Below are 26,679 nucleotides of genomic sequence, written 5' to 3' on the forward strand. Positions count from 1 at the left end.
GGGGAAACACAATGACTCAATGGTTCGTAAAAGACTTAAGCCAATTAACAGGTGTATCGGTGCAAACATTACACCACTATGACCGCATAGGATTGCTTAAACCTTCATTACGACTTGCCAATGGGTACCGTGTTTACTCTGAGAAGGATTTATTGAAATTGCAACAGATTATTGCTTTGAAGTTTTTTGGTTTTGAGTTGTCGCAAATCAAAACCTTGCTTGCTGAAGAAAGTAATGCGCTCAGCCATTTTAATAGCCAGGCTCGGCTGTTAGAGCAAAAGGCATCCACTTTACTCGAGGGGGCTAAAACTTTGAGGCGCATTATTGACACTGTTGACAAAAATCAATCTATCCCTTGGGAAACCATTATTCAACTGATAGAGGTATATAAAATGACAGAACATCTTGAGCACGGCTGGGTGAAAGAAATATTCACGCCGGATGAATTAAAACAATACGTTGAGTTTGAAAAAGAAATGAAAGCCAATGCAACGCCTGAGCAAAAAGCGGCTATGGAAAACAATTGGTCTCAGTTAGTCAATGAGGTAAAAAATAATCTTAAGCAAGATCCTGACTCAAAAACAGGGGTTTATCTAGGGAAGAAGATAATGGATTGGGTTAATGGGGTATACGGTAAAAAATACGCCCATTTAAGAACCAAAAAATTTGAACAGGGCTTTGGGGAAGGGAAAGGTCTTGATGAGGTTGGATTAACACCAGAAATCGTATCATGGATGGATAAAGCGATGGATGCTTACTGGAGAGACCGAATCTACGGGATTCTTGAGCAAGTCGGGAAAACTTCCTCTTCAATTGTATTAAATCTTTGGAATGAAATGCTGGTTGATATGTATGGCGAGGAAACGTCACGTAAAAATGCCATATATGAAATCGCTTTAAATGACGATAAGGTTAGCCCTGAGGCAAAAGCATGGCTTAGAAATATTTTAAATTCCTAAAAATATCAACAATATTACTGGATCGGTATTGCTTTACCGATCCAAAAAACCACTAATTATTTATGGTCTTGCAAAATTATTTATCATTTTAAGCAGACTGACCATCCCCAATGTTTTAAAAATGAATTTTTATCCTCTTCAAACTGCATTGCCATTGTATTTTTCCCTAATAGCATCTGTTCAAGAGAATAACGACAATCTTCAAAAAATCGATGTAATCGATAGAATTCACAGAGACCTTTGTTGATTGTGAATTTAGGGGCCTTTGCACAGGACAAGCTGCCTTAATAAAACCTTAATATTCAAAATTTATAATTGCGTAATCTATTGTTTTATGTAATGCACGTAGAATGCAATTAAAGTCAGAAACAAAGAGTACTTTTCATGGAAAATACTCTAAATCGTCACCCGTAGTAGGTGCTAGAGTAAAAGAACTTGAGCTGATTTATACCCATAAGGAAATATTTGCTAATTACCAAAAAGTGGTATACGACCAGCAGAAATTAAACGTTATACCTCTTGCGTTTAAAGAAAAAGCGGATGAAATTTCAAAAGAAATATATGCAGCATATATTAAAAAGTATTCTGATCATGGGTTAACCATCGAAAATTCAGTAGATTGGAATAATGTTGGCTTTACAAGAACTTATCTATCTGACTTGGAGAACGAATGGAATACATGGTCCGTAGATCCTCTTGTAGCAACACCAAATGACAAATCTCATATAGAAGGACAAATGTATCGGCCGGCATATATCTGTGCTTTACACGAGTTAATGCATGTAGAAGAAATGACTCCGGGAATTTTAAAAGGTCAATATGCTCGATTTAAATCAGTAGTTGAGGTTCTAACCGTAACAAAAACTATAATTTTAATGGATGAAGTCTACAAGAAAACCCTTAATTTACCCATGGATATTGAAGTTGATTATGAAAATTCATTTAAATTATTTGGAAAAACTATTAAACAGGGAGAGTTTGCAAATTTTTATCGTACCTTAGAAGCTAAATACCCCTCTTTAGCAGAAGCGTTAGTATCAAAGCAGTCTTTAACTTTTTTAAATCAAACTAATGTTGAGCCAATGAATATTAACATGCAGGTATTAGGTGGTTTTTTGGCAGTAGTTGGTTACGCTGCGGTAGCCCTTGCGTTTCTTCTAAATAATGCATCTTTTGGTACTGTAGGACTGGTTGTAACAGGTTTGGGAGTAGCTTCTATTTTTGGAGGTGTTGGGTTATTTGCTAATGGTATATACAAAAATGAGCGAACAACAGACAATGAAATTTTAGACGCTTCAGCGTGTCTTGTACGGAATACTAATTCACCATAAAAATCGTCTTTGTTTCTTAACCCTCTGCATGGTTACCTTTTCTAAAATTTAGGTGGATCTATAGCTTCAGGCATCCCCAATGAAGTCATTTTATTATGAGGTTTCTGCAAATTTGCAGAAACCTCACGGATTACTCTACTGCATCAGGAATAGCTATCTCACATTTTCAGACTATATAAAGCATCTCTCCTTTGAGCATAATTGAATGAATATTTTTATTGTTTTTTGACACAATAACATGAATTTTCAAACTTTTATTTACTGTTAATATCTTAAGGAATAATTATAAATGAATTATCAATTTGAGCTTGTTGTAGATACAAAGCTTTTAGAACAACAAGATAAAATGATTCGTGATGGAATAGTGAATTTTAATGCTCCTTTTACAGGATCCAAGCCAGAGCGTTATTCAATCTATGTGAAAGATAACGAGAATAATATTGTTGGTGGGGCAATTGTGTATGCTCATAAAAGTTCGATATACGTTGATGTCCTCTGGGTTAGCGAAAAATATCGTGGGCAGGGTATCGGCGCTGAACTTTTACGAAGCGTTGAAACCGAAGCAGTTAAAAGAGGAATTCTTGAGTCAACATTAGATACTTTTTCTTTCCAGGCTGAAGGCTTTTATTTAAAACAAGGCTATAAGCATTTAGGGACTATTAAAAACTATTTAGAAGGGCATGATCGGATTTATTTGCGCAAAAAATTGAAGTAATTGTACTGCTTGGTTGTAGTTTAATCTGGCGCAGTCACGTTTGAAGGTGAGCTAAAATGGTATATATCCATAGAGATGGTTTTTGACCAGGATAAGCATTAGGAGAACTTTGTGATGACTTGAAAGACAAATTTCAAGTATACTGATATTCTTAATATTAAGAAAAACTTGTTTATCAATGAAATGAAAATTATTATAAAGGTCGGAACACAAAGTATTTTATCTGCCGATGGTAGTCCAATCTATTCTGTACTAAATAATCTTGTAAATCAAATTATCTATTTAAAGAACCTGGGGCATCAGGTCATTTTAGTAAGCTCTGGTGCTGTTGGTTCTGGTCGAAAAATAGCTAAAAATTCTTTGGGAAAAACATATGGCGATACAGTAGGAGAAAAGCAACTCTTGGCTTCCATAGGCCAACCCGAACTGATGAATCTCTATTCGAATTTGTTTAAAAATGAAAACATTTTAGTATCTCAGTTATTACTTACCAAGCAAGACTTCCATACTAGACAGCATTATTTAAATATTGCCCGGTTATTAACGGAGTTACTAAAACATCAAAATATTATACCTATTGTTAATGAAAATGATTCAGTAGCCATTGAAGAATTAATGTTTACTGATAATGATGAACTGGCAGGACTTATTGCAGCTCAAATTAATGCTGATTATTTAATACTCTTAACCAATGTGGATGGTGTTTTTACATCCCATCCCAATGATCCCGGGGCAAAACTAATTAATAGAATTGATCCCAATTTAGCTTGGCCCAATGTCTCTGCTGTAAAATCAAAATTAGGGCGAGGTGGTATGGTATCCAAACTGGATACTGCTAGAAAAATGGCTGGTTTAGGTATCAATACAGCAATCGCAAACGTAAATGTAGAATCCATTGTTCTAAAAATTCTGGATAGGGAAGCGGTTGGTACCATAATTCTTGCGAGCAAAAGAAAATCCAGCATAAAAAGGTGGATTGCTTTTAGCCATAGAACTTGCTTACCATCTATAGTAATTAATGATAATTTAATTGCTTTATTACGAAATGGTAATCGTGTGATGAGCATTTTACCAATAGGGATAGAAGATTTTCGTGGAGAATGCAAAAAAGGGGATTTAATTGATATTCTTAATTCTAACAATGAAAAGATAGGAGTTGGAATCGCAAGGTATGATTTTTTAAGATTAAAGGACTATCTTAGACTTCAAAATAAGCCAGCTTTTATACATTACGATCATTTGCATATTCTATAGGTATCAAAATGAATACTCATGTTGTTAACCAATTAAGAGCCGCTAAAAAAGCCACTACTGATCTTAGCTTAATACAAAGTGATACCCGAACAGAAGTTTTAAAGACATTAGCGGCTAATTTAGAGAAGCACCTTGAAAATATAATACAAGAAAATCAAAAAGATTTAAGTTTAATGCCTGAGCAAGATCCTAGATATGATCGTTTATTATTAAGTAAAGAGAGAATTTTGTCATTGGCTAATGATGTGAGAAAAGTAGCTGATTTACCTAACCCATTAGGAGTTAACCTCCTTGAAAAGTCCATGCCAAGTGGTTTGAGTATTAAGAAAATCACAGTACCTTTAGGTGTCATCGCAGTCATTTATGAGTCAAGGCCTAATGTAACTATCGATATCTTCAGCCTATGTTTTAAATCTGGGAACGTTTCTATTTTAAAAGGTGGAAAGGAAGCATATTTTACTAATAGTTATCTGGTTTTATTAATTAAAAATACATTAAAAAATTTTAATATAAACACAGATCTTGTTTGTTTATTACCACCAGAAAGAGCCTTGATGACTCAATTATTAAATGCCACGGGTTTTGTTGATTTATGTATTCCAAGAGGGAGTCAGAATCTAATAAATTTTGTTAGAGACAATGCCAAAATACCTGTTATTGAAACGGGGGCAGGCATCGTGCATACCTATTTTGACAAAAGTGGAGATTTGGAAAAAGGTAAAAAAATTATTAACAACGCTAAAACCAGAAGAGTAAGTGTTTGCAATGCATTAGATACTTTGATTATACATACTGATCGTTTAAAGGACTTGCCAGAGCTTGTGGAGGCATTATCTAAAAATAATGTGATTATATATGCCGACAAGGAAGCCTATCAGGCTTTAGATAAGAGTTACCCTGAACAACTTTTAATGAGGGCAAAACCACAAGATTTTGGTCATGAATTTCTAGACTATAAATTAGCAATAAAAACGGTACCCAATATACAAGCAGCTATTGATCATATTCAACAATTCAGTTCCCATCATAGTGAGGCTATTATTGCAGAAGAGGAGTCTGCAATTGATAAATTTCTAATTGAAGTGGATGCTGCAGCGGTCTATGCCAACGCCTCTACTGCATTTACAGATGGTGGGGAGTTTGGATTAGGGGCTGAAATTGGAATTAGTACGCAAAAAGTTCATGCGCGAGGGCCCATGGGATTAGACGCTTTAACAAGCTACAAATGGGTGATAAGAGGGACAGGACAAATTAGAAATTAGGTACAACCATTTTTTTCAACGCCGCCCCCAATAATGATAACAACAATAATCTGAATTAGTTTCGACAAAAGCCGTGCATGCCTATGATTTAAGGTGTTGCACGGCCTCTTTTTATTTTAGAGACGGAATTTTAGACACATCAGGCTCAGCTTGAGTCCTTTTATTGCTCTGGATGCATTCAATCGTTTCAATTGTGGTTTTCAGTTGAGACCCGAAAAACCCAATTGGATTTTTAGGCTTCTGATTGGTTTCCAAGAAGGAAAGAATATGAGCAGCCACATCCCTTTGTAATACGGGTAGTGCGGGTAATGCAGGATTGTCTGTTGGGTAATTGCCTTGCGTCAATTGGGCAACTGATCCCAAGGCTCTTGCCAGCTGAGACTCTCCATGGCCTGACAAAATAAAGCGATGTCTCTGTTCACCCAAATTCTCAAGAAAGGCATCTATTTGTTTGTAGGTTTTATTGATAAAAAGACCATTATTGCCAAGACGAACCGTTTTTACATGATTAGGGATTTGCGCCAGAGTTTTCGCCAGGTCAACAGCATTGAGAATAAAAAGCCCATTACTGCTTAAATCAAGCTCAGTGACATTGTTTGGAATATTTTTTAGAACCTTACCCAGGCCGTCAGCACCTAGCTCATAAAGGTCATTACATCTCAAATCAAGTATGACGATGCTCTTTGGAAGTACAGTTAGCATGGTTGTCAGACCATCAGCACCTAACTCACAAAGGTCATTACATCTCAAATCAAGCATTATGATACTCTTTGGAAGTCCAGTTAGTGCGATTACCAGGCCATCAGTGCTTAGTTTATTAAGGTGATTCCAGCTTAAATTAAGTGTGGTGACGTTCTCTGGAATACCTTTCAGTGCCTTTGCCATGTCGTCAGCGCCCAGATAATAAAGGTAATTGTCGCTCAAATTAAGCGTGGTGATGCTTTTTGGAATGCTGGTCAGCGCTGCTGCCAGGCGATCAGCGCTTAGTTGATAAAAGCCATTGTCGCTCAAGTTAAGCGTGGTGACGCTTTTTGGAATGCTGATCAGCGCTGCTGCCAGGTGTTCAGTGCTTAGTTGATAAAGACCATTGTCGCTCAAATTAAGCGTGGTAACGCTTTTTGGGATTTTCTGCATCGTCTCTATTAGGCCATCAATACTTAGTCGATCGAGATCCAGGGATGATAAATCAAGCCTTGAGTCGCTTTGAGTAGAACAAGCGTTAATTCGTTTAATCAACTCATTTTTTATATATAGAATTTCTGTTGTAATCATGATGTTTACCTTATTACTATGCCTTGACACTCATGATCTGCAGGACTTGGCTCAACGACTGATGCACAAAAAGAGATTGCCTTATGCGACAAGTCATGCAGAAAAGCGTTTGCATTTGGGGTTAAAAAATAATGGGTTGTTGATGTACAACCAAAGGTTTAGGGAAGGTAAGCGTCAGGAATGAGCTTGTGACTCGGGAAGCGAGCCTGAGTATAAAAAGCACCAAAGGCATTGGTTTGCCAAAGAGTTTTCATGATACAACAACGCGTTGTGTTAATAATAGTATTGTATTATATCAACAAATGATTTATTGTAAATCATATAGAGTTGTATTTGGTCTTTTGTGCATGGGGTTGGCTTTGATTATTAGATTCATAATCAATGACCCACTTGGTGCTATTGGGAGCGTTGAACAAAGCTCATATATCCGACAAAATTGCCGTTGTTAAAAAAAGCCGACACCACGCAAGACCAGCTTGCTTCAATTCAACTGCGACAAAAGCCACGTATACAGAATTTTCTGCTAGAGTATCCATTAATCGCCCTGTTTACCCCCATCATCCTGTTGTCAACATACCACAAGAAATGCCTGTGACTGTTTTTCTTAAAAGAGGTAAGTCTTTCCTTTTCATAGCTTCAATCTGAATAAGATTCAAAGGGTGAATCAGGGTTGATCTTAATTGGATGCTTTCTCCAAGCCAGGGTTGATGAAAACAAAAATCTTTCTCACCCGTTATTTGATAGAAGAATAGGACGGTTGACTCCAGTTCCGATTGAAAAGGCTTGAGATATTCATTGGAGCCAGTCAATTGATATAAATACTGTTCCCAGATAGGGAGATAAACCTTGGAGAGTGTTACACCTAATTGCTTTACAAAAGCAGCAAAAAGAGCATTTTCTTTATAAAGAGCCTTAAGTCTGTTTTTTTCAATGCCATTTAGCTCTGACCAAGTGGAACCTATACCCCACCAGGTTGGGAAAAGAAGCCGTGTTTGAGTCCAGCACAGAATCCATGGGATGGCGCGAAGCTTTCGTTGATCAGGGCCTGATTTTCGTTTGGTTGGACGAGAGCCAATTTTCAATTCTTTCAGAAAATGATAAGGGGAAGCTTGTTCTACTATTTGCCAAAACCAGTCACTTTGGATAAGTGTTTTATATTTCTGGCTAACTCTTGTCGAAAACAAGGACAACTCTTCCGGATAATCATTGTCATTGCTTTTGCCTTTCTGCGAATAGATATCAAGAAATTTGTCAATCTGACTTTTGAGTATGGAACTGGAACCAAAGAGTCTTGCTACCATTTCTCCCTGGACAGTTACTTTATAATTAGACATCATTTCCTTCGACCAGGAAGCGGTTTGTTCTTTGATATCCCCGCCTCCTCGTTCAATACTGCCACCTGAACCATGAAAAAAGATGGGACGAAGGTTTTTATTTTCCAGTGTAGACTGAATATTTTTTAAGCTTTTCGCAATCATGAGTCTAGAGGGCAGTACCCCATTTTCTTTAGACGAGTCGGAATAGCCCAACATGACTTCATAGTTTCCATCCCACTGCCTGAGATGCTTCTGTCTAATATCTTCAGTGATTGAATCATTTAAAATTGTATCCGCGTTAGTGAGAGCAAGTTGATTTTCAAACAAGGGAACAACCGGCAGGGCGTAGCTTTTAAAAACTTGTTTAACCAGGTTAATTCCATTTTTTATATCCTCAGCGGATTCAACCATACTGAGGATAAAACCTCGTATATAGTTTTTAGGATCAGTCCCATGAGTTATAGAGTGGACTTGTTCAAGCATTTTGGTGATGGTTGTTTTTTTTATGCTGGTTAAACTCTCTTTTACAATGGCTGAGTCTTCTCTAAGTTCTATAGGCATGACCAGGGCGGGATACAGATGAAAAATACTAGAGATGATGGAGAATTGTTCGGGTTCGAAATTTAAAAATTTTAGTGTATTTGATTGTATAGCAGTTAATTCCTTTTTGAATGCTGATACCTTTTCATGATCTTTTGGTTGTATTTTTTTGAGACCATTTGCTTTTTTAACAAGCTGATCAATCTGATCTGCCAAGAATTTGTTTTTATTTAATGCAGTTGAAAGCTTGATGATTCCCAGTACTTCTTTCAAGCATTCCTGAATATAGGCAATAAAAAAAGAACGGGAAAGTTCGAGACTTTTAAGCATGATTTTTTCATTAACACCTGAGTGCCCATCCTTATCTCCTCCTACCCAGGTGCGTAATTGAATAGGAACACCTTTTTCTAAAAAGGAATGATACAGTTTGATGTTGAGTGGATGGAGCGCGTATTGATAGATGTATTGAGCCTCGTCTTCTACGCTTGGTTTTTCATGATAGGAAATATTAATTTGAAGCGAGATTTTAAGCATTTGATCAAGATGAGATTCATTCATCAGATAGGGGGATTTAAGAACTTCGACAAGATAGTCACGAATTTCTTTAAAAAGCTTTAAAAATTCATTGGTACGAGCTTCTGTTGGATGCGCTGTCAACACATAATGAATGCCTTGAGGAAAGTCAGAATAAATTTGTTCTTTTCTTTGGTTGATACGAAAAATGCGATAGGCATTTTCACAGGTATTAATCAGCTCCATCATGAGAGAAAAACCATGAGCTATTTGATAAAGCTGCTTTTTATCGAGCTTGGAAAGCTCCATTTGAAGGTTATGAAGAACTTTTCCAAGTGCAAACGACTCACTCCCGATTGTGTCTTGCATGGATAGTCGAATTTGCTCAATTCTTTCGTATGTTTCTTTTCCATAGACTTCTGCAATGGCTTTCTTTAAGCGGGTAAGAGACCAGAAAACCATGCGGCTGAGCTCTCTTGGCAAATGCGAAACATCTTGTTTCATCCAAAACTCCAATTTATTTGAAAGGTTTATTTTGTGGAAGAGTGCCCTCTTTTCGTTATCGCAGTAGACACCTCTTTGTGTACTTCTTAAGTTGGTTCTCAACGAATTCTGGCGCAACTATTCAAGAATACCTTCATCTGCGATTGTAATATACTTAATTTACCCTGGAAAATACTTTTATTTATTAAGGCAGCCCATAATCAATGTTCTATGAAAAATACTACCGCTTTTCTAATAAAATAATATCCGAACCACGGATATGCGATATTTTTTTTGCTGTTACTGATGTTTCCTGCAGGACTTTTTGTATATCAGAAAATAAATCCAGACCATGCTGTTGTAACGGTCGTAATAAAAAATAAGCCCTACCTTTGTTTGCAAGCGAATTTTCCAGCGCTCGAATATAATGTTGAAAGGAGCTGTCTAAATAAAATCTGCAACGATTTTTAAATTTGGAAGGAGAAAGCATTCCATGGCCTGGTTGGAAATAGGGTGGATTACTGATAATCAAATCAAATGTGCCTTCCCATTTTTTTTCATGTAGTTCATCATAATTTAAAAGGTGCCAGCGAAGTTGCAATTCAGGTCGATTAACGTTAGCTATGTTTTGATAAAAATATTCAGTATAAATATCCTGGATCTCAATAAAATCAATCTGCCGGATTGCTTGAAGATGCCATGATAGTTCAATTCCAATAACTCCACAGCCTGCGCAGAGATCTAATACTCTTAATGAGCCAAGATCTCTATAGGGTTTTAATTGTTTGGCGACAAATTTCGCCAGGTGAATTGAATCAAGACTGAAATGATATTCGTCAGGTTGTTTGTAATTGTATGTAAAATGGATATTTGGTTCGTTCTGCACGGCATCAATCATTTTGAAATTATTTTCTCTTTATCATCGCCTTAAAATACCTTATTCCTTTGTATGTTGCACTTTTAATTAATTTTTCAAATATATTTCATTTAAATATCTTATTCATATACTTATCAATATGTCCTTTTATGGACAATTGTCTTTTCAGAGACTATAATATAGTTGAAAGTACCCTGGAGTTTTACTATGCAAACGAATACAAGCTCTTTACAAAACATACCGGATGACGTGGTGTGGAAATCTTTAACTAATCTTGTAGAGCGTTTTGATCTAAAAGAAAGTGAAGCCCGTATTTTAATGGGAGATATGCCTCGCTCCACATACACTTCCCATAAAGCAAAATTAAACAGAGATCAAAAAGAGCGAGTTTCTTATCTTCTGGGGATTTATAAGTCTTTACGCATATTGTTTGAAGACGGAGAGCAAGCCAGAACCTGGATTAATCGTAAAAATAACTTACCTCCATTTAACGGTTTAACTCCAAAAGAATATATGCTGGAAGGAGGGATAGTTCGTCTTGCAGATGTGAGGAAATTTCTGGATTTCTGGAGAGGTTATTAGGATGTACTCCTATATAGATTTTAGTGAAAAAGTGCATAGATTAATACCCTCTAAATTTCCTCCTGTAACTTTATTCGATTGGGCAGATTCTGCGGAAGAGCTCGAACAAATAGCTCTACTTGAAGGTCTAACCAATGAAAGAATACTTGCAGAGCTCGGTAAAATAAATTTGATAGATAAAGAGGATTGGATCGGTGGTCCCGGATCTACTCCGATTATGGCTGCTTTTACACATACTGGATTTGAGTCAAGATTTAGTGATGGCAGTTTTGGTGTTTATTATGCGGCTTCATCACTTGAAACAGCAATAAAGGAAACTTGCTTTCATCGAGCAAGGTTTTATAGTGCGTCAAATGAAAAACCTTGCTCGATCTCAATGAGAGAATATGTGGCTACTATAAAAAAACCTTTAATAGATATTAGAGATAAAAGGTATAAAGAGTTATTTAATCCTGATCCAGCTTATTATGGTAAAAGCCAGGAGTTTGGAAAAAAAGTTCATGAGAAAAAAGAATGGGGGTTGCTGTACCCAAGTGTAAGAAATTTAAACGGCTTATGTATGGCTGTATTAAGGCCTCCAGCACTTACCCTACCAAGACAGGGATGTCATTTAAGATATATTTGGGATGGTGAAAAAATTTCAGATGTTTATAAGGAGAGTAAAATTGCAAATGTTTAAAATATAGTCTATTAAAAGAAGGTAATTCTATTATCAATAGATTTTCTTATTTATTTTTTCACTTTGTGTCTTTCTCTTTTAATGCATAAATACATCAAACAGAAGTGAGGTCAATCTACTTTTTTGCCAGTTGTTTTCACACTGATTTTTGCTGGAGCAAGGTTGTTAGTAATACGGAAGACCGTTCTATCTACTCGTCTTTGAAGCATGATTTCAACCATTACGGTTTCATTCGGATGAAGTATTTTGTGAATGTCAGCAAGCGATGAATGAAAATCAAGTAACCTGTAATAGGCAAGAGCTTGGTCACTTGATTCAGGATATGCTTTAACACGGAACCCAAGGTTACCCTGCATTTTTGGGGTATTAATTCCACCTTCCATGATATCGTAGTCAAGAAAATAAGTCAGTTTCCCTCGATTATTCAGGTTTCGCTGACGATCTATGAAGAAACCTGCAGGAAGTGCCTGCTCGCTGTATTGGGGGCCAGCAGTTAGATAAAGATCATAATCGACAAGGTGATTGCCTCGGTCATCAATAAGCCGGAAAATAATCATAGAGTAGCGATTGGTTATATACTCGCGTTTAAAGACAAGTGTTTTCACAAATTCCGTATGCTCATTTTTCTGAGTTTCTTTAGTAATCTTATCCAGCTCTTGTACTAACGTATTATACGAGTCACGACTTTTTACTTGCAGGCATCTCAAGACCCATATTGCTGTGGGGTGAGTTGCTGCATTGGCTATTGTAATACTACGGATGATCCCGATATTTTTACCAGAATGCGATAGTCCTGGCAGAACCCCAAATGCCATTGGCTGTGTTCGTGTCATTTTGGCGACAACAAGACTTTCACCGTTATCCCCTTCCTGATGTAATTTCAATAGACTATAATTCATATTTGTTGCAGCGACACGTACCACACCATCAGATCCTGCTTCTCCCGTGTAAGAGTTTAGTGCATCATAAAGTTGGCGATCAATTTTCTGGCCAGTAAGTACAAAGCAATAGATGCCATTAGCAGTGCAATCGTAATCAAGCCAGCTTTCATTAAGTTGCCAGCTCATGTTACTTCCAAGTTCAAGCCAATCAAGTACATATTTTCCCGGTTCGACACCTTCAAAAAAACTTTTTATACGAGCTAGCCGGGATTTACCAAGTTGAGCAAGAGCAGAACCATGGTTTGCGGGGGCCAGCATGATAAAATGACTCAACGGACATTTTGCAAGATTATTCTTAAAGTATAAATCCATCCATTTGCGGACAATTGGGCCGCCAGTAGAGTGCGTAATACAGGCAAAACGCTCCCCATCTCGAAGCTTATCAGCAATTTCATCACGTAGCGCTTGATCAAATGCACGTGCTATATCGTCAACCGTCACCGTATCATCAAAACTGATGTAACGCCCAAGATAAACATTGCCGACTTGAATATCCAGCTTTCCCTGTTTGCTCTGATTTTCAAGCCATTGAGGAAGTTCCCCATAAGTATTGGTATGCGTGACACTCCAGCCATGGACGAAGATAACAATCATAACGCTCCTTGAATCGTTGGCTCACAACAAGACATTGTTGAGTAACTTGATGATATTAGATTATTTTATACTCAATCCTCAAGTTTTTAATTATGGCTACAGAATTTTCAGTGTTAAAAAATAAGCAGCCTTTTAATGAATATTTTGCCTACTGTTAAAAGACAAGAGCTCTATAAGCTTGAATGATATCTTTTTGAAATACTTTTCATCAATTTTATTCTAATTAATTAACTGAAAGGAAATCGATTGTTTATATATGACTTATACAAAATTTCTAGTTGATTCAACGACCTCTTATGCGGCTTAGAAGTTTTGAAAATTATAGATTAAGAGTTAGAGTGCTTTGTGGTTGATTGAAGTGCCCCCGGATTTGGGGAAGAGCCAATAATTATAGAACTCGTGTTAGGGTGTTGTGTTGTTAAATGGTGAGTGCCCCCGTAATTGGGCTGTCTCTTGATCACATCTTCATCAATTCGGCAGCCATCCTAAATCCTTCTATTCGCTCCTTCAAGCGGAACCATCCTTTCCAGATAGTAGACCAAGCAGCCTTTCCAGTCCCTTTAGAGTCAGTCCAGCCGCCTAAACGCGCTATTGCTTTATAAGCCCAGCCAGCGGTAGGTATTATTTCAGGTAATGATTTTCTTTCAACACTGTTCCATAATACCTTCCATTCCGTATCAGTCAGTAATTCATCGCAAGAACTATTCTTCTCATCGATATCTAAAATAGTTGGATATTCAAAATACTCTTTTAATTGAAGTAAACGAATGGCTATAAAAGAGAGAATAACAATCATCTTTTCTAAATGATCAATGGATTGCATACGCTGCTCTTCAACTCCTGCACCCGATTTCCAGGCTTTGTGAAAATCCTCAATGCGCCATCTCATTTCATAATAACGCGTTATTTTACGAGCGCAAGAAAAGCTTGTTATGGGTTCTGTGGTTAATAAAATCCATTCAAGTCCTTCATTTTCGATACAATCTTGTTCTTTAGCAATAACAACATTTACTGTTATGGGTTTTAATTGACGGTCTTTAGCTCTTCTCATAGACGGAGAAAAAGTTACCTGAAGAGTTTTTAGTTCAAGTATAACTTGGCGTTTTTTTCTTCCTGCTTTTTGGGCGACTTCAATTGTGTAATGACCTAAGACGATAGCTTTTGATAAATGGTCAAACAAATAACCCTGACCTTGCTCAAGTTTTCGATTATGGCTTGCTCTAACAATAAAACGTTGATGGTGCTCTAGTTTATATTGAATGTATTCAAAAATGTCAGCCTCTCTATCACACACTGAAATAACATCAGTAATTTTTGTGCCTAGACGACTTTCTAGTTCTTGCGTATTCTTTTCCCATTTATAGCTTTCTTTCTCACTGTATTGCCTGACACGTCGATGGGCTTTTTTACCTCTTTCTTCGACTGCCCTGCACCAACGATTTTGAGCGATTAAACCAATCGTTTTCTCTTTTTCAGCATCCATTAATAGGGTGGTATGCACATGAAATCCGCGATTACTTTTTTCTTTAGGTCCACCTAAATCACCTAGCGCTTCTTTCACTTGATGGGTATAAGATAAAGTAGTGGTATCTTCAATAGCTAACAAGGTAGAAACTGACTGCGATAGCCAGCTTGTCACCTGATAACCCCCATTTGCAATGTGGGCAGCACTAACGCGTTTATTGCGCAAAAAGCGATAACTACCTTCTAATAGCGCATCTTGTCCTTCACAACTTGCAGATAAGGAACTGCCCGGCAATGAGGATAATTGTTTGCCCATTTGGATTAAGCGTTTTGTTAGCCGCTTATCACCTAAATCAACTGAACCAAAAATCGCTTCAGACCAGGCCGTTGCATCTTCAATCGTAAGTTCCATCCATCACCGCCGAAAAGGTGAATTTGATCATGTTTCTTTCGTTTAGGCAAGATGTGTAGAAGATTCAGGTAATTGGGAAAGAGCCAAAGAGCATTAAAAATGGCGCGCCCGGAAGGATTCGAACCTCCGACCCCCTGGTTCGTAGCCAGATACTCTATCCAACTGAGCTACGGGCGCGTTGATTGGCGGAGAGAGAGGGATTCGAACCCTCGATGGGATTTCTCCCATACTCCCTTAGCAGGGGAGCGCCTTCGACCACTCGGCCATCTCTCCAATCAATGGTAGCGGAGTATAACAGGTATTTAACATGCGTCAATAATTCTTATTGTATAAAGTGATGAAATTCAAAATTGAGCATAATAAATATCATCAATGGATATAAAAATATCAGCAGATTTTTTTTAAATGTATTTGTGTTATGACACTATCTATTAAAGGGGTTTAAAGGATTGTTATGTGGTATGACATTTTATTGGAATATTTAGGTGAAAAAATTTGCCCATCAAATAAGGAAAAAGCCAGGTTATTGATAAGTCAGTTATTAAAATTATTAAAAGAAGATCCTGATTTCGGAGAAAATTTTGAGCCAGAATTTATTTTTGGTGTGATGGTTGCGCTTTATGACTATTCAACAAATCATGGAAATCAAAACGTATCTTTAGATGAGTTTGGTAAATATTGCATAGGACTAATTATGGTATTTTCCAAAATATCAGACGATCTATCCATTTATTGTTCTGATTTTACATATATCTTATCAGATAAGACCATTTTACAAGAATTAAAAATTGAAGGGGAATTAGCTACGATTAGAAAAGATTATTTAAAGAAAAAAAGAACAAACCCGGAGGTCACTCCATTTGTTGATCAAAAAGATGTAGCAAATCCTTTCGAAATATACAAAAAGATAGGTGAATTAGCCAAGATAGATCTACTGAAGGATTTGGAAAACCGTACACTTGCCTATCTGAATTTCTCAGTAAAAATCCAGACAGAAAAAATAGCCGACATGCTAAATGATTTATTAAATCGTGTACAAAATCAGCAAGTTATAGTCTCTGAACTGTACCAATATCTTCTACCTTATAAAGGCAAGGATGATTTGTTCGATGCCTTGATATTTTCACTCAAAAGAGAATTAAAAAAATTAAGTCATAATAATTTCTCTCCTAAAACACAGCCTTCCAGCATATCAAAGATAAATCTCGTGCTTGTTCCAAGTTTAAAAATTGACCAACTGCCTAGGCACAATCCAGAAATAGTGAATATTTGTGAAAAATTGGAAAACTATGTCTTCAAAGGGTCCAGTAAGAAGGGTTCATTTTTTTCAGCAAAAAATTATTGTAATCATACCAAAGAAGTAAATGAGATAGTGCAAAAAATATTGAAGGGAGACCTTTTAACAATAGAAGCAATTCTTGATGAATTAGCTAAAATTAATATAGAGAATCGCAAAGATGAGTTGATTTTACTTATAAAAGAGTTACAAAATGAAAGGGGCTGTATAAGAAAACTTTAATAGGATAAAGTTCAAAGAACACATATTTCCAGGAATGATTTAAGTAATTAAATTTCATCAAAAAATCATCTTAAGATTTCCAAAATATCAAGAATACTGCTAATCTTTGAAGCTATTGATTTTAGTATAGATTCTTATGCAGAGGCCCTAACAAGGAGGACTAATGAAACACCAGTCGAATTTAAGTGGTCGTAACGTTTATGTCGTCGATGGAAGTCGAACGCCGTTTCTTAAGGCAAAAGGAGTAGGTCCATTTTCTGGCTCAGATTTGGCAGTAGCTGCAGGAACAACTTTGTTAAATCGCCAACCGTTTTCCCCGGACGAACTTGATGAGGTCATTATTGGTAGCGCTATGCCTGGACCAGATGAGGCCAATATAGCCCGAGTGATTGCTCTGCGTTTGGGATGTGGCGATAAGGTACCCGCATTTACCGTAATGAGAAATTGTGCTTCAGGCATGCAAGCATTGGATAATGCCGCAATTCAAATTGCTACAGGGCGCAGCAATTTGGTTCTCGCTGGCGGAACAGATGCTATGAGTCACGCACCGTTATTATTTAATGAAAAAATGGCTTCCTGGCTGGCAAACTGGTTTGCGGCTAAAAGTATGGGGCAAAAGCTGGCTTTAATTACAAAGTTTAAACCTTCTTATCTGGCTCCGGTAATCGCTTTGCTCAGAGGCCTGACTGACCCGATAGTCGGATTGAATATGGGGCAGACAGCTGAGAAAGTGGCTTATCGATTTGGTATTACAAGAGAGCAAATGGATGAGTTCGCTACTCAAAGCCATTTAAGAATAGCTAAAGCTTACGCTGAAAATAGAATGTCAGAAGTAGCCCCAATCATAGATTATAAAGGATGTATATATCCTCAAGATGATGGGATTAGGGCAGATTCTACTGTGGAAAAGTTGTCAAAACTAAAACCTTTTTTTGACAAAAAATATGGCATGGTCACCCCAGGTAACAGTTCACAGATAACTGATGGTGCCTGTTTGTTGCTATTAGCCAGCGCTGAGGCTGTAAAAAAATATGCTTTACCGGTATTAGGTCGAATAGTTGATTCACAATGGGCTGCTCTAGATCCCTCTCAAATGGGTTTGGGTCCTGTTCACGCGGCAACCCCTATATTAGAAAGACATAATTTAAAGCCACAAGATTTGGATTGTTGGGAAATCAATGAGGCCTTTGCCGCTCAAGTCTTAGGGTGTTTGGCTGCATGGGATGATGAAGAATATTGCAAAACACAGCTTGGTCTTAAGGAAGCAATTGGGGCGCCATCGCTGGAGCGACTCAATCGGGATGGTGGAGCAATTGCTTTAGGTCATCCTATTGGTGCCAGTGGGGCTCGTATTGTATTGCATGTTCTTAAATCTTTAGAGCAAAGAAATGAGTCACGAGGTATGGCAGCAATTTGTATCGGAGGTGGTCAGGGAGGAGCTATGTATCTTGAACGAGTAACTGAGGTGAAAGGACATGAATAATTATAAACATTGGGATTTGCAGCGAGATAAAGATGCCATTCTGTGGCTTGGATTAAATAGAAGGGATGCTGCGGTTAATAGCATTAACGAAGAGGTATTGGATGAGTTAAACAGCTTGTTACATGAAATATCACATGATAAAAAAGCGATGGGATTAATTATTTATTCACTCAAGGAAAAAGGATTTATTGCTGGCGCTGATGTTAATGCTTTTTCACAATTTGAGAGCTCTTCACAAGCAGTTGATTTTTTACAGAAGGGACAAGCTGTATTTGCCCGTTTGCAAGCCTTATCAATTCCAAGTGTTGCGATGATCGATGGTTTTTGCATGGGCGGTGGTTATGAGTTAGCCTTAGCCTGTACTTATCGAATTGCAACAGATGACAAAGACACCCGTATTGGTTTGCCTGAAGTGATGTTGGGCATTCATCCAGGATGGGGTGGTACCGTGCGTTTGCCGCAGCTAATTGGTGGTTTCAAAGCATTATCACAAGTCATATTGACTGGCAGTGCAATACCTTCTGTAAAAGCTAAAAGCCTCGGTATGATTGATGAGGTAGTACCTGTTCGTCAGCTAAGAAGAGCGGCTGTTTATTTTATAAAAAATAAACCACCACGACACAGACCATCGTTTATTGAAAGTTTAACGAATAGTTCCCTGCTTAGAAAACCTATCGCTTACCTGTTGCGTTATAATGTAGCCAAGCGAGTTCGCAAAGAACATTATCCTGCACCATATGCTGTGATTGATCTGTGGGAAAAAGAGGGAGGAGTGGGTGAGAGAGCTTATCTTAAAGAAGCGGATTCTATAGAAAAACTTGTATCCCAAAGCGATACTGCCAAGAATCTTATCAGAGCATTTTTATTGCGTGAGCGATTAAAAGGGTTTGCCAAAGACAGTCAGTTCAAAGCTGTTCATGTTCATGTGATTGGAGCAGGGGTTATGGGAGGGGATATCGCTGCCTGGTGTGCTTTGCGAGGTCTTCAGGTCACATTACAGGATAAATCTTATGAACAAATTGCCCCTGCAATAGGGAGAGCACATAAACTTTATAGTAAAAAATTGCGTAAGCCGAGATTGATCCAGGCAGCAATGGATAGATTAATCGCAGATCCCGAAGGGCATGGTGTAAAACGAGCAGATGTCATTATTGAGGCTGTTTTCGAGAATTTGGCCGTTAAACAGGAAATAATGAAAACTGTGGAAAAAAATGCCAAAAAAGATGCGATCATAGCGACAAACACCTCTAGTATCCCACTTGATGAAATCAGTAGTGTAATGAGTAAACCAGAACGTTTGGTAGGCATTCATTTCTTTAATCCTGTAGCTAAAATGGATTTGGTAGAAATAGTAAGCAGCTCATCTACTGCAAAAAAGATTCAGCAGAATTCTTGTGCGTTTGTCAATCAAATTGGCAAATTACCCTTGCCCGTCAAATCAAGTCCTGGTTTTTTAATAAACAGGGTACTCATGCCTTATCTGATGGAATGTGTACAGTTATTGGATGAGGGATATAGTGCAGAGACAATAGATGAAGCAGCATTGCAGTTTGGTATGTTTATGGGGCCTGTAGAACTCGCTGATACTGTAGGAATGGATGTTTGCCTTGCTGTGGCTGAAAATCTGACCAGTCATTTTGGTGGTACCATACCACAAAGATTACGTGATTTAGTAAAAGAAGGTAAACTGGGCCGTAAAACCGGAGAAGGTTTTTATAAATATAAAAATGGCAAAGCAATTAAGAAAAAAGCCCCAGCATATGTCGATAAGACCATTGCGGATAGATTAATTTTACGTATGGTGAATGAATCTGCAGCTTGTATACGTGAAAGAGTTGTTGAAGATTCTGACTTGTTGGATGCTGGAATGATCTTTGCTACAGGTTTTGCTCCATTCCGAGGAGGACCTATGAATTACGCAAAGGATTTTGGTAAAGATAAGCTGGAAACTTTATTTAAAACATTTGAATCCAAATACGGCGAGCGTTTTAAGGTAGATACCAGCTTATAATTTCTCTGCAAGGTAAAAGCATAATAGTTTTGCCTTGCTTTTTAGAGAGACAAGCATCTTATGGAGCAAAAATCAAAATCTATAATAAGGGTTTGGTATTTAATTCTTTTACTTAGTCAATATTCTTTTGCTAATGTTTATGTATTGCCTGAATCTGGAAATACTGTCGGTGAAATTCAGGTCGCATTTTCAGAGTTTGGAGAAACTATAGATGAAGTCGGTCGGCGTTTTAATGTCGGCTATTATGAAATGGTACGCGCTAATCCAGGTGTCAATGCCAGATATCCACTAGCTGCTAACACAAAGTTAATTATTCCATCTCGTTTTGTTCTGCCCAACGTGCCTAGAAAAGGTATAGTGATTAATTTAGCAGCGTATCGATTATATTATTTTCCTCCAGATGACAATGTTGTCATTACTTATCCTGTTGGGATTGGTAAAAAAGGGTGGGAAACTCCTTTGGGATTAAGCAAAATCACCTCCAAAGAAATTAATCCTACCTGGCGGCCTACAGTAAAATTACAAAAGGCAGCTGAAAGCATAGGTGCTCCTATTCCCAGTGAGTTTCCCCCTGGACCTTATAATCCTTTAGGACAATATGTATTACGTTTAGGATGGCCAACTATATTAATTCATGGTTCTAATCGAGTTGATGGGATTGGGGCTAAAGTAAGCGCAGGATGTATTCGTATGCTTCCTGAGGATATTGAGCACCTATATGGTTTAGTAGCCATAGGGACACCTGTAAGAATTATAAATGATTCTCTACAAAGACCAGCTGCTCTTAATCAATAATCCTTTTCATGTAGGGAGTTTCAATTTACAGGCTATAAACCCAATTATCTAGATTTAACTTTAACTAAAGTTAACAGATAATAAGATAATCCAACAAGAATGATGGCTGCCAAAATGTCAACTGGATAATGCCATCCCAATAGTACACATGAAAGAATTAATAGAACATTAATGATTGATAATAGTAGGCAGGGTATAAACCAATCTTTGATTAAGTAAACACACAAAATTGCCCAGATTGCATGAAATGAGGGAAGAGCTATTAAACCACCTTCAATGGTTGTGGGCTGTATATAATGATGAATTTGATGAAATTTAAGTCCCGTTGCTATTTGTTCAGGGGCAAATAAACTATTCTGTATTTCACTTGCGGGGGCTGTAGTTGGAAAAAAATAGTAAAAAGTAAATCCCAGTAATGTAGTGGAGAGCAATAGGAAATAATAATCTTTAAGGATATAAAATCGCCCTGATACAATAACACATAAGGGTAATATACTCATCTGATAGGGTAGGGTATCATAGATAATCGCCAATAAGTATTTAAAATATTGATACTTATTTGTCCACTCCAGAATAGATACCATGTTAATGCCCCATTGCGCTTCCAGCTTAATAATTTGTTTGTCTATAGGAGAAAAGGGCGTTAATTGAACAGCGTTTGTCGCTAAAGCGATGATAGACATTACAACAAAAAAATTAATCAGCTCTAATCCAGAGCAAGTCACTCTATTGTTCTTACCAAAAACTAAAATCATTCCAATATAATTTAACAAAATAATACAGGCCATGACTGGTGTATTGGGTGGAAAATAATTGTTTCCAGGGAATTGATAGATAGTATAATTGATAATTAAAGCAATTGACGATAGAGACACAATAGTCCCTGCCAATAAAATAAAATATCTGAAAGGTATAACGTGCATTTATTTGTTGTCAGTCAACTGTACTAAGAGATTCTTTTTGTTTGATTGCATGGAAAACTTCTTCTCTGTGAATATTGATTGACCTTGGCGCTTCCACTCCAAATTTTATATTTCCATTTTCCTGAGTTTTAAAAGCTAATATTTTAACAACAGTATTCGAGATACGAATGATAAGTGGTTCTTCAAATTGAAGAGTTATTATATCCATTTAAAAAAAACCTCTTTTTTCATAAATTATTCCTAAGGGCTATTGATGACTATAGTCATTCACTGCTGAACGGTACCTTACTTTGGTGACAGTTGTCACTATAAATTGCTGTAAAATTTATAAAAAAATTTATTTAAAGCAACCAGGTACGTTAAGTGCCTATAAAATTGACAAGATTTAAGGGAGTAAAGTTTTATCAATTACCTAATTTTAAATCGCAATGAGATTGTAAGGATTAAATAAAAAAGTTATAATTGGGAGCTTTTTAAAACCCTTGCCTTACCAGTACTCAATGCTGGAAGGCTTTATCCATAAGGAGAATCCATGAGACATTATGAAATTATGTTTCTAGTACACCCTGATCAAAGCGAGCAAGTACCTGGCATGGTAGAGCGCTATGAAGGGATTATCACCAAGCATAATGGCAAAATACATCGTAAAGAAGATTTGGGTCGACGCCAGTTGGCATATTCCATTAACAATGTTCATAAAGCACATTATATTTTAATGAATGTTGAATGTAATCTTGATGCACTTAATGAAATTAAAAACGCATTCAAGTTTAATGATGCCATTTTAAGACACCTAATCACTGTTCAAAAACAAGCGATTACTACAGAATCTGTCTTAATGAAGAAAGAAAAAGAAACTAAAGTCGCTTAAGAGGAGAATGTCTATGTCAGCTTATTTTCGTAGAAAAAAAATGTGCCGCTTTAGCGCAGAAGGTGGTAATGAAATAGATTATAAAGATATCAACCTATTAAAAAATTACATTACTGAAACTGGTAAAATTGTACCAAGTCGTATTACTGGTACCCAAACTCGTTTCCAAAGACAATTAGCCAAGGCAATCAAACATGCCAGATTTATTGGTTTATTGCCTTATTGCGACAGCCATAGATAAAATGAATCTTGCAGGTAATTTTATACTTAAACAAAGTAGAGCAATTCTTGAAAATAAACAATACGCTATTGTTTGTGCAGTTGTTCTTTCAATAGTCCCATTCGCCTCTTGGCTATCGGTGGCTTTAATGAGTTTAATTACTTTGAGGAAAGGTGAAAAACCTGGATTTGAAGTCATGTTACCTGCGATGATTGTTCATTCTGTACCTTTAATGATGTTGCTACCTCTGGAAGGGGCATTGATTAATACATTGGTTGCTTATTTGCCTTGCTATCTGGCTGCTTTGACTTTACGTAAAACAGCCAGCTGGCCAAATGTATTTGGAGTTTTTCTAATTCAAGCATTCATTGTATTTCTGTCCATTCAGATATGGATTCCTGATTTTGTCAGTGGCCAATTTAATCATTTTAAAATGCTATTGTCTCAATTTCAGAATTACAAACAATTGGTAGAAAGCAGTACAGATGGATTAAATAACTTAAGTTTGGCTCAGTTATTTTTTGGTGTCCAGATATTAAGTGTGATTGCTTCAGCCTTAATCTCGCTAATGTTTGCCCGAACTATACAAGCTAAACTGTTCATGCCCGGTGGCTTTAAACAGGAAATATTGGAATTTCGTAGTGGGAGATTTTCATTTTTGATGCTAATTATTGTGTCTGTTGCCTCTTATTTTGAGGTACCGGCGGCTATTAGCACTTTGCCACTACTTCTTGCTTATTTCTTTTTATCGGGTTTTTCTTTGGCCTATTATATTTTAGCCAGAAAATGGCAAATTAGAGTGGTGATTTTATTATCTCTATTGATCTTGCTAAAACCATTTTTTGTCTTATTTGCCTATATTGTATTTGGCTCGCTAGATAGTTTATTTAATTTTCGATTATATCTCCCTGCAAGGGTGAGAGAATCAACGTAAGGGGTTATTAAGATGGAAGTAATCTTATTAGAAAAAGTACGTAATCTGGGAAATCTGGGTGATAAAGTACACGTTAAATCAGGTTATGGACGTAATTATTTGATACCACAAAATAAAGCCGTCTTTGCAACAGAACAAAATATTGAGTTATTTCAAAAGCGTCGTTCTGAACTAGAGAAAAAAGCTCAACAAGCTTTGGCTAATGCAGAACAACGTGCTGCCAAATTGAACGATACAACGGTAGTTATTAGTGCTATGGCCAGTGACGAAGGTAAGTTGTATGGTTCTGTTGGTGTTAATGAAATTAAAGACGCGTTGATAGAAAAGCAAATTGAAATTAGCAAGCGTGAAATTGTTATGCCTGAAGGTCCTCTGCACTCTATAGGTCATTATGTTGTAGAAGTACATGTGCATAGTGATGTGGTAGCTAACCTTCAAGTTGAAATTATCCCTGCCAAGTAATTTGTTTGATGTCGATCTATTAATTATTTCAAATCAACAATATTTATCCAAGTTCTTATTTCAAGTTGTGCGGCATATCGCGCAACTTGTTTTTTTATTGCCTTAATTGTATTAAGTCATTGTAATATTGCAAAAAATTGCCCAATTAAGTGTGACAAAATAGCATTCTTTGATTATAATGCGAGCACACTAACCATTGGGGAATCATGCTATGTCTCATTCCAAAAGAGAACAAAATCCTATCGCCAGAACTTTAAGTGAATTTAGGCAAGTTGCAACACTGTTAAATAATGAGGGGCTTATTGTTACTGAAAGTAACTATAAAAAAATCCAAGCCTTATTAAATCGATATCAAGAGTTAGCATCCTTCTTTGATCAAAACCGAAATGTGTTAAATGGGAAACAGACAGGTGAGTTAAACCAAATTAGACTAATTATTTCTCGAGAAGAGCGAAGAGAAATCAGAAAAAGTGTTACAAGTATCGAAAATGGAATAAAAAATAGAGAAAAGAGAATAAAAGAAGAATATACGAGAATAGAAAACCAACAAGTTAAGGCAAGAGAAGCCGTTAAAATTTTGTGGCCACAACTGCAAGAGGTAGCTAAAAAATTTATAAATTCTGGAATAGCAAACATGGATGAGCTATTAAAAAAATATAAAGAATTAAGAAGTGAGTTATATAATCATGTACTCAATCTTCCCATTCAGGAAAGAAAGCAAAAAAATCAAGAGATGGCTGAGTTATCTCGGCTTGTTAATATACATGAAAGCAAATTATATGAAGAAATTAATCGAGCAAGGAAGGTAATCGAAGCCGCAGTGACTCAAGCTCAAAAGAATGTAAACAATATGTCACTGCTGCAAATGGTTCGACTCATGCTGCCCGAATTGAAAGAAGCAGATATATTAAAAATTGCTCAAAAAGCTGGAATACTTTCCTTACAAGAAGCAACAGTCACTGAACATGAGGCAAATTTAGATAAAATAGTCGTAAGGGAACAACCATTAGAAAAACAGTCTGCTCTAATTTCTGTAATGCTCAAGGAGTTAGCACTCAATGGAGCTCAGACTGGTTCTCTGGCTAAATACCTGCAGGCTGTTCAAGAAAATGCAAAAGATTTAATAAGTGGTAAAAAAACTCACTTTACTCTGCTTTATGAAACAAAAGAGGGTGAAATCGGAGGGTTTTATTTTAACATTCATGAATTGTTGCAGAATCAGCACCAAGCAATTTCCAAACTTATACATGAAATGTATAAACGAGGTGTAGACCAAAACAGTAGGGTTGTCATGGCTTTTGCTAGTCCAGAACAAGCAGCCTCATTGATGTTAGTTAATGGTGAAAATGTTAAAGCGTTAACCAAAGACGGTAATTTACAAGAGTTGACTGCGCTACTATTAGAAAATGCGAGTGATTCAAGAGCATTGGCTCGCATAGTGGGGCATGATGTTGTAATGGATCAGAAAATTGTAGAAATAATCAGAGATCTCAATCGCTCAAAAGAACAAAATGGTATAGAGCCAGCTGAAATAATGAAGTTATTCCAGGTTATTGCAGTAATATTTGAAACTCGAAATATTTTAATTAATTGGATAGCTGCTCCAGTTCATTTGAAGGAAAAAACTGAGGAGTTTTTATTGGGCGCAGGGAAAACTCCCGCCATCGTTGAGAACAAAGGAACCCAATCTAAGCGTGTAAGATTCCTCCCTGAGTTGGTGAAGAAACCAACAGTTACATTGTCAGATACCGATCAACCTGCTGCCAAAAGAAAAGAAGAGGAGATGCTTGATAAGAAAATCCAGATTACTTTGGAAACGGTCGATCAAGCATTAGAAGAGTTGAAAGATAAAATAGGGGGTATCAATCAGCATAAATATGATAAAGCTTATGAAGCAGCGAAAACTCTTCTAAGACAACTGCAAGAAACACGCGATCAATATGTTGTTGATTTGACAAATCCTCAAACTAGTTTCAATGAAGCGGGGCTTAAATTTAAAGAAGCTTGTAAATTGGCGATTCAAGATGCCAAGCCCATCCTGGAAAAGGATTTAGGTTGGGGAGAATATCTCAAGAATTTGTTAAAAGTGATGGTTAACACTATCGCGTTTTGTGTAACTTTTGGAGCAAGTCAAGGCTTTTTTGCTACGACACGTGCAAAATCTGCCTTGGCAGTGGATGAAGCAGAGAGCGCTTTGGAGCTAAATCAAATCAATTCATCACCAAAAGGTTAACTAATCTGCTGTGAGAGCAACATACGGTTTTTGT

24 protein-coding genes and 2 tRNA genes are annotated in these 26,679 nt (G+C 36.9%); 17 read left to right on the forward strand and 9 right to left on the reverse strand.

Going from position 1 to position 26,679, the window contains the following annotated elements; all coding sequences use genetic code 11:
- The first annotated feature begins 11 nt into the window (after positions 1 to 11).
- The 5 genes from CC34_RS0100540 to CC34_RS0100565 all read left to right on the forward strand — a co-directional run bounded on the left by CC34_RS0100540 (position 12) and on the right by CC34_RS0100565 (position 5,521).
- Positions 12 to 959 (forward strand): MerR family transcriptional regulator, encoded by a 948-nt coding sequence (locus CC34_RS0100540; RefSeq protein WP_027221798.1) that lies wholly within the window; start codon positions 12 to 14, stop codon positions 957 to 959.
- 350 nt (positions 960 to 1,309) lie between these two features.
- The gene (locus CC34_RS0100550) at positions 1,310 to 2,290 is read left to right on the forward strand and encodes a hypothetical protein (protein WP_027227105.1); all 981 of its coding nucleotides are present in this window, start codon (positions 1,310 to 1,312) and stop codon (positions 2,288 to 2,290) included.
- A gap of 289 nt (positions 2,291 to 2,579) precedes the next feature.
- Positions 2,580 to 3,005, forward strand: a complete 426-nt coding sequence (locus CC34_RS0100555; protein WP_027227104.1) for a GNAT family N-acetyltransferase — start codon at positions 2,580 to 2,582, stop codon at positions 3,003 to 3,005.
- A 183-nt stretch (positions 3,006 to 3,188) separates the two neighbouring features.
- Entirely contained in the window at positions 3,189 to 4,259 is a 1,071-nt protein-coding gene (gene proB / locus CC34_RS0100560; RefSeq protein WP_027227103.1) for a glutamate 5-kinase, read from the forward strand.
- Positions 4,260 to 4,267: 8 nt separating this feature from the next.
- A complete protein-coding gene (locus CC34_RS0100565) occupies positions 4,268 to 5,521 on the forward strand; it encodes a glutamate-5-semialdehyde dehydrogenase (protein ID WP_027227102.1) in 1,254 nt (417 codons plus the stop codon).
- Between the two features lie 111 nt (positions 5,522 to 5,632).
- On the opposite strand, the gene CC34_RS1000000116730 is transcribed toward CC34_RS0100565, so the two are convergent.
- Positions 5,633 to 6,793: a leucine-rich repeat domain-containing protein gene (locus CC34_RS1000000116730; protein ID WP_050598181.1), complete on the reverse strand. Its 1,161-nt coding sequence runs from the start codon at positions 6,791 to 6,793 to the stop codon at positions 5,633 to 5,635.
- On the opposite strand from CC34_RS1000000116730, the gene CC34_RS0100575 reads away from it, so the two are divergent.
- Positions 6,792 to 6,977 (forward strand): hypothetical protein, encoded by a 186-nt coding sequence (locus CC34_RS0100575; RefSeq protein ID WP_027227101.1) that lies wholly within the window; start codon positions 6,792 to 6,794, stop codon positions 6,975 to 6,977. The genes CC34_RS1000000116730 and CC34_RS0100575 overlap by 2 nt on opposite strands.
- Positions 6,978 to 7,350: 373 nt before the next feature.
- Here CC34_RS0100575 and CC34_RS0100585 read toward each other — a convergent pair whose 3' ends face one another.
- A complete protein-coding gene (locus CC34_RS0100585) occupies positions 7,351 to 9,666 on the reverse strand; it encodes a phosphoenolpyruvate carboxylase (RefSeq protein WP_027227099.1) in 2,316 nt (771 codons plus the stop codon).
- Positions 9,667 to 9,886: 220 nt separating this feature from the next.
- A complete protein-coding gene (locus tag CC34_RS0100590; protein ID WP_027227098.1) occupies positions 9,887 to 10,543 on the reverse strand; it encodes a methyltransferase in 657 nt (218 codons plus the stop codon).
- A 186-nt stretch (positions 10,544 to 10,729) separates the two neighbouring features.
- Here CC34_RS0100590 and CC34_RS0100595 point away from each other — a divergent pair, with 186 nt between their 5' ends.
- Together CC34_RS0100595 and CC34_RS0100600 are read left to right on the forward strand one after the other, a co-directional pair.
- The gene (locus CC34_RS0100595) at positions 10,730 to 11,104 is read left to right on the forward strand and encodes an antitoxin Xre-like helix-turn-helix domain-containing protein (protein WP_027221790.1); all 375 of its coding nucleotides are present in this window, start codon (positions 10,730 to 10,732) and stop codon (positions 11,102 to 11,104) included.
- Between the two features lies 1 nt (position 11,105).
- Positions 11,106 to 11,783 (forward strand): RES family NAD+ phosphorylase, encoded by a 678-nt coding sequence (locus CC34_RS0100600; protein WP_027227097.1) that lies wholly within the window; start codon positions 11,106 to 11,108, stop codon positions 11,781 to 11,783.
- Between the two features lie 110 nt (positions 11,784 to 11,893).
- On the opposite strand, the gene plaB is transcribed toward CC34_RS0100600, so the two are convergent.
- The 4 genes from plaB to CC34_RS0100620 form a co-directional block, all read right to left on the reverse strand.
- The gene (gene plaB, locus CC34_RS0100605; protein ID WP_027227096.1) at positions 11,894 to 13,318 is read right to left on the reverse strand and encodes a phospholipase PlaB; all 1,425 of its coding nucleotides are present in this window, start codon (positions 13,316 to 13,318) and stop codon (positions 11,894 to 11,896) included.
- A gap of 457 nt (positions 13,319 to 13,775) precedes the next feature.
- Positions 13,776 to 15,194, reverse strand: coding sequence for an IS4 family transposase (locus tag CC34_RS0100610; RefSeq protein WP_028379055.1), 1,419 nt, complete (start codon positions 15,192 to 15,194; stop codon positions 13,776 to 13,778).
- A gap of 100 nt (positions 15,195 to 15,294) precedes the next feature.
- Positions 15,295 to 15,371: transfer RNA gene (locus CC34_RS0100615), tRNA-Arg, on the reverse strand.
- Between the two features lie 6 nt (positions 15,372 to 15,377).
- A tRNA-Ser gene (locus tag CC34_RS0100620) sits at positions 15,378 to 15,467 on the reverse strand.
- A 181-nt stretch (positions 15,468 to 15,648) separates the two neighbouring features.
- On the opposite strand from CC34_RS0100620, the gene CC34_RS0100625 reads away from it, so the two are divergent.
- The 4 genes from CC34_RS0100625 (at position 15,649) to CC34_RS0100640 (ending at position 21,002) form a co-directional block, all read left to right on the forward strand.
- A complete protein-coding gene (locus CC34_RS0100625) occupies positions 15,649 to 16,713 on the forward strand; it encodes a hypothetical protein (RefSeq protein WP_027227095.1) in 1,065 nt (354 codons plus the stop codon).
- 163 nt (positions 16,714 to 16,876) lie between these two features.
- On the forward strand, positions 16,877 to 18,196 hold the full coding sequence (locus CC34_RS0100630) for an acetyl-CoA C-acetyltransferase (RefSeq protein WP_027227094.1): 1,320 nt from the start codon (positions 16,877 to 16,879) through the stop codon (positions 18,194 to 18,196).
- Entirely contained in the window at positions 18,189 to 20,207 is a 2,019-nt protein-coding gene (locus tag CC34_RS0100635; RefSeq protein ID WP_028378941.1) for a 3-hydroxyacyl-CoA dehydrogenase NAD-binding domain-containing protein, read from the forward strand. The genes CC34_RS0100630 and CC34_RS0100635 overlap by 8 nt, the downstream gene beginning before the upstream one ends.
- Before the next feature lie 60 nt (positions 20,208 to 20,267).
- A complete protein-coding gene (locus tag CC34_RS0100640; RefSeq protein WP_027227092.1) occupies positions 20,268 to 21,002 on the forward strand; it encodes a L,D-transpeptidase family protein in 735 nt (244 codons plus the stop codon).
- 44 nt (positions 21,003 to 21,046) lie between these two features.
- On the opposite strand, the gene CC34_RS0100645 is transcribed toward CC34_RS0100640, so the two are convergent.
- Together CC34_RS0100645 and CC34_RS0100650 are read right to left on the reverse strand one after the other, a co-directional pair.
- The gene (locus CC34_RS0100645; RefSeq protein WP_027227091.1) at positions 21,047 to 21,925 is read right to left on the reverse strand and encodes a phosphatase PAP2 family protein; all 879 of its coding nucleotides are present in this window, start codon (positions 21,923 to 21,925) and stop codon (positions 21,047 to 21,049) included.
- A gap of 10 nt (positions 21,926 to 21,935) precedes the next feature.
- Complete coding sequence (locus CC34_RS0100650; RefSeq protein WP_027227090.1) at positions 21,936 to 22,133, reverse strand: carbon storage regulator; 198 nt, start codon at positions 22,131 to 22,133, stop codon at positions 21,936 to 21,938.
- A 324-nt stretch (positions 22,134 to 22,457) separates the two neighbouring features.
- Between CC34_RS0100650 and rpsF the strand changes: the two genes are divergently transcribed.
- The 5 genes from rpsF to CC34_RS0100675 all read left to right on the forward strand — a co-directional run bounded on the left by rpsF (position 22,458) and on the right by CC34_RS0100675 (position 26,645).
- A complete protein-coding gene (gene rpsF, locus CC34_RS0100655) occupies positions 22,458 to 22,796 on the forward strand; it encodes a 30S ribosomal protein S6 (RefSeq protein ID WP_027221780.1) in 339 nt (112 codons plus the stop codon).
- A gap of 13 nt (positions 22,797 to 22,809) precedes the next feature.
- Positions 22,810 to 23,037: a 30S ribosomal protein S18 gene (gene rpsR / locus CC34_RS0100660; protein WP_010947320.1), complete on the forward strand. Its 228-nt coding sequence runs from the start codon at positions 22,810 to 22,812 to the stop codon at positions 23,035 to 23,037.
- Positions 22,991 to 23,950: a hypothetical protein gene (locus CC34_RS0100665; protein WP_028378940.1), complete on the forward strand. Its 960-nt coding sequence runs from the start codon at positions 22,991 to 22,993 to the stop codon at positions 23,948 to 23,950. The genes rpsR and CC34_RS0100665 overlap by 47 nt, the downstream gene beginning before the upstream one ends.
- Positions 23,951 to 23,962: 12 nt before the next feature.
- The gene (gene rplI / locus CC34_RS0100670; RefSeq protein ID WP_027227088.1) at positions 23,963 to 24,412 is read left to right on the forward strand and encodes a 50S ribosomal protein L9; all 450 of its coding nucleotides are present in this window, start codon (positions 23,963 to 23,965) and stop codon (positions 24,410 to 24,412) included.
- Between the two features lie 211 nt (positions 24,413 to 24,623).
- A complete protein-coding gene (locus CC34_RS0100675) occupies positions 24,624 to 26,645 on the forward strand; it encodes a hypothetical protein (RefSeq protein WP_027227087.1) in 2,022 nt (673 codons plus the stop codon).
- The last annotated feature ends 34 nt before the right edge of the window (positions 26,646 to 26,679 follow it).

Origin of the sequence: Legionella pneumophila subsp. fraseri, assembly GCF_000586315.1 — a bacterium.
Lineage (GTDB): Bacteria > Pseudomonadota > Gammaproteobacteria > Legionellales > Legionellaceae > Legionella > Legionella pneumophila_B.

Bases quoted from the DNA above. Each gene is read 5' to 3' on its own strand.
- CC34_RS0100540 (WP_027221798.1), top strand. From the start codon at position 12: ATGACTCAATGGTTCGTAAAAGACTTAAGCCAATTAACAGGTGTATCG.
- CC34_RS0100550 (WP_027227105.1), top strand. From the start codon at position 1,310: ATGCAATTAAAGTCAGAAACAAAGAGTACTTTTCATGGAAAATACTCT.
- CC34_RS0100555 (WP_027227104.1), top strand. From the start codon at position 2,580: ATGAATTATCAATTTGAGCTTGTTGTAGATACAAAGCTTTTAGAACAA.
- proB (WP_027227103.1), top strand. From the start codon at position 3,189: ATGAAAATTATTATAAAGGTCGGAACACAAAGTATTTTATCTGCCGAT.
- CC34_RS0100565 (WP_027227102.1), top strand. From the start codon at position 4,268: ATGAATACTCATGTTGTTAACCAATTAAGAGCCGCTAAAAAAGCCACT.
- CC34_RS0100575 (WP_027227101.1), top strand. From the start codon at position 6,792: ATGATGTTTACCTTATTACTATGCCTTGACACTCATGATCTGCAGGAC.
- CC34_RS1000000116730 (WP_050598181.1), bottom strand. From the start codon at position 6,793: ATGATTACAACAGAAATTCTATATATAAAAAATGAGTTGATTAAACGA.
- CC34_RS0100585 (WP_027227099.1), bottom strand. From the start codon at position 9,666: ATGAAACAAGATGTTTCGCATTTGCCAAGAGAGCTCAGCCGCATGGTT.
- CC34_RS0100590 (WP_027227098.1), bottom strand. From the start codon at position 10,543: ATGATTGATGCCGTGCAGAACGAACCAAATATCCATTTTACATACAAT.
- CC34_RS0100595 (WP_027221790.1), top strand. From the start codon at position 10,730: ATGCAAACGAATACAAGCTCTTTACAAAACATACCGGATGACGTGGTG.
- CC34_RS0100600 (WP_027227097.1), top strand. From the start codon at position 11,106: ATGTACTCCTATATAGATTTTAGTGAAAAAGTGCATAGATTAATACCC.
- plaB (WP_027227096.1), bottom strand. From the start codon at position 13,318: ATGATTGTTATCTTCGTCCATGGCTGGAGTGTCACGCATACCAATACT.
- CC34_RS0100610 (WP_028379055.1), bottom strand. From the start codon at position 15,194: ATGGAACTTACGATTGAAGATGCAACGGCCTGGTCTGAAGCGATTTTT.
- CC34_RS0100625 (WP_027227095.1), top strand. From the start codon at position 15,649: ATGTGGTATGACATTTTATTGGAATATTTAGGTGAAAAAATTTGCCCA.
- CC34_RS0100630 (WP_027227094.1), top strand. From the start codon at position 16,877: ATGAAACACCAGTCGAATTTAAGTGGTCGTAACGTTTATGTCGTCGAT.
- CC34_RS0100635 (WP_028378941.1), top strand. From the start codon at position 18,189: ATGAATAATTATAAACATTGGGATTTGCAGCGAGATAAAGATGCCATT.
- CC34_RS0100640 (WP_027227092.1), top strand. From the start codon at position 20,268: ATGGAGCAAAAATCAAAATCTATAATAAGGGTTTGGTATTTAATTCTT.
- CC34_RS0100645 (WP_027227091.1), bottom strand. From the start codon at position 21,925: ATGCACGTTATACCTTTCAGATATTTTATTTTATTGGCAGGGACTATT.
- CC34_RS0100650 (WP_027227090.1), bottom strand. From the start codon at position 22,133: ATGGATATAATAACTCTTCAATTTGAAGAACCACTTATCATTCGTATC.
- rpsF (WP_027221780.1), top strand. From the start codon at position 22,458: ATGAGACATTATGAAATTATGTTTCTAGTACACCCTGATCAAAGCGAG.
- rpsR (WP_010947320.1), top strand. From the start codon at position 22,810: ATGTCAGCTTATTTTCGTAGAAAAAAAATGTGCCGCTTTAGCGCAGAA.
- CC34_RS0100665 (WP_028378940.1), top strand. From the start codon at position 22,991: ATGCCAGATTTATTGGTTTATTGCCTTATTGCGACAGCCATAGATAAA.
- rplI (WP_027227088.1), top strand. From the start codon at position 23,963: ATGGAAGTAATCTTATTAGAAAAAGTACGTAATCTGGGAAATCTGGGT.
- CC34_RS0100675 (WP_027227087.1), top strand. From the start codon at position 24,624: ATGTCTCATTCCAAAAGAGAACAAAATCCTATCGCCAGAACTTTAAGT.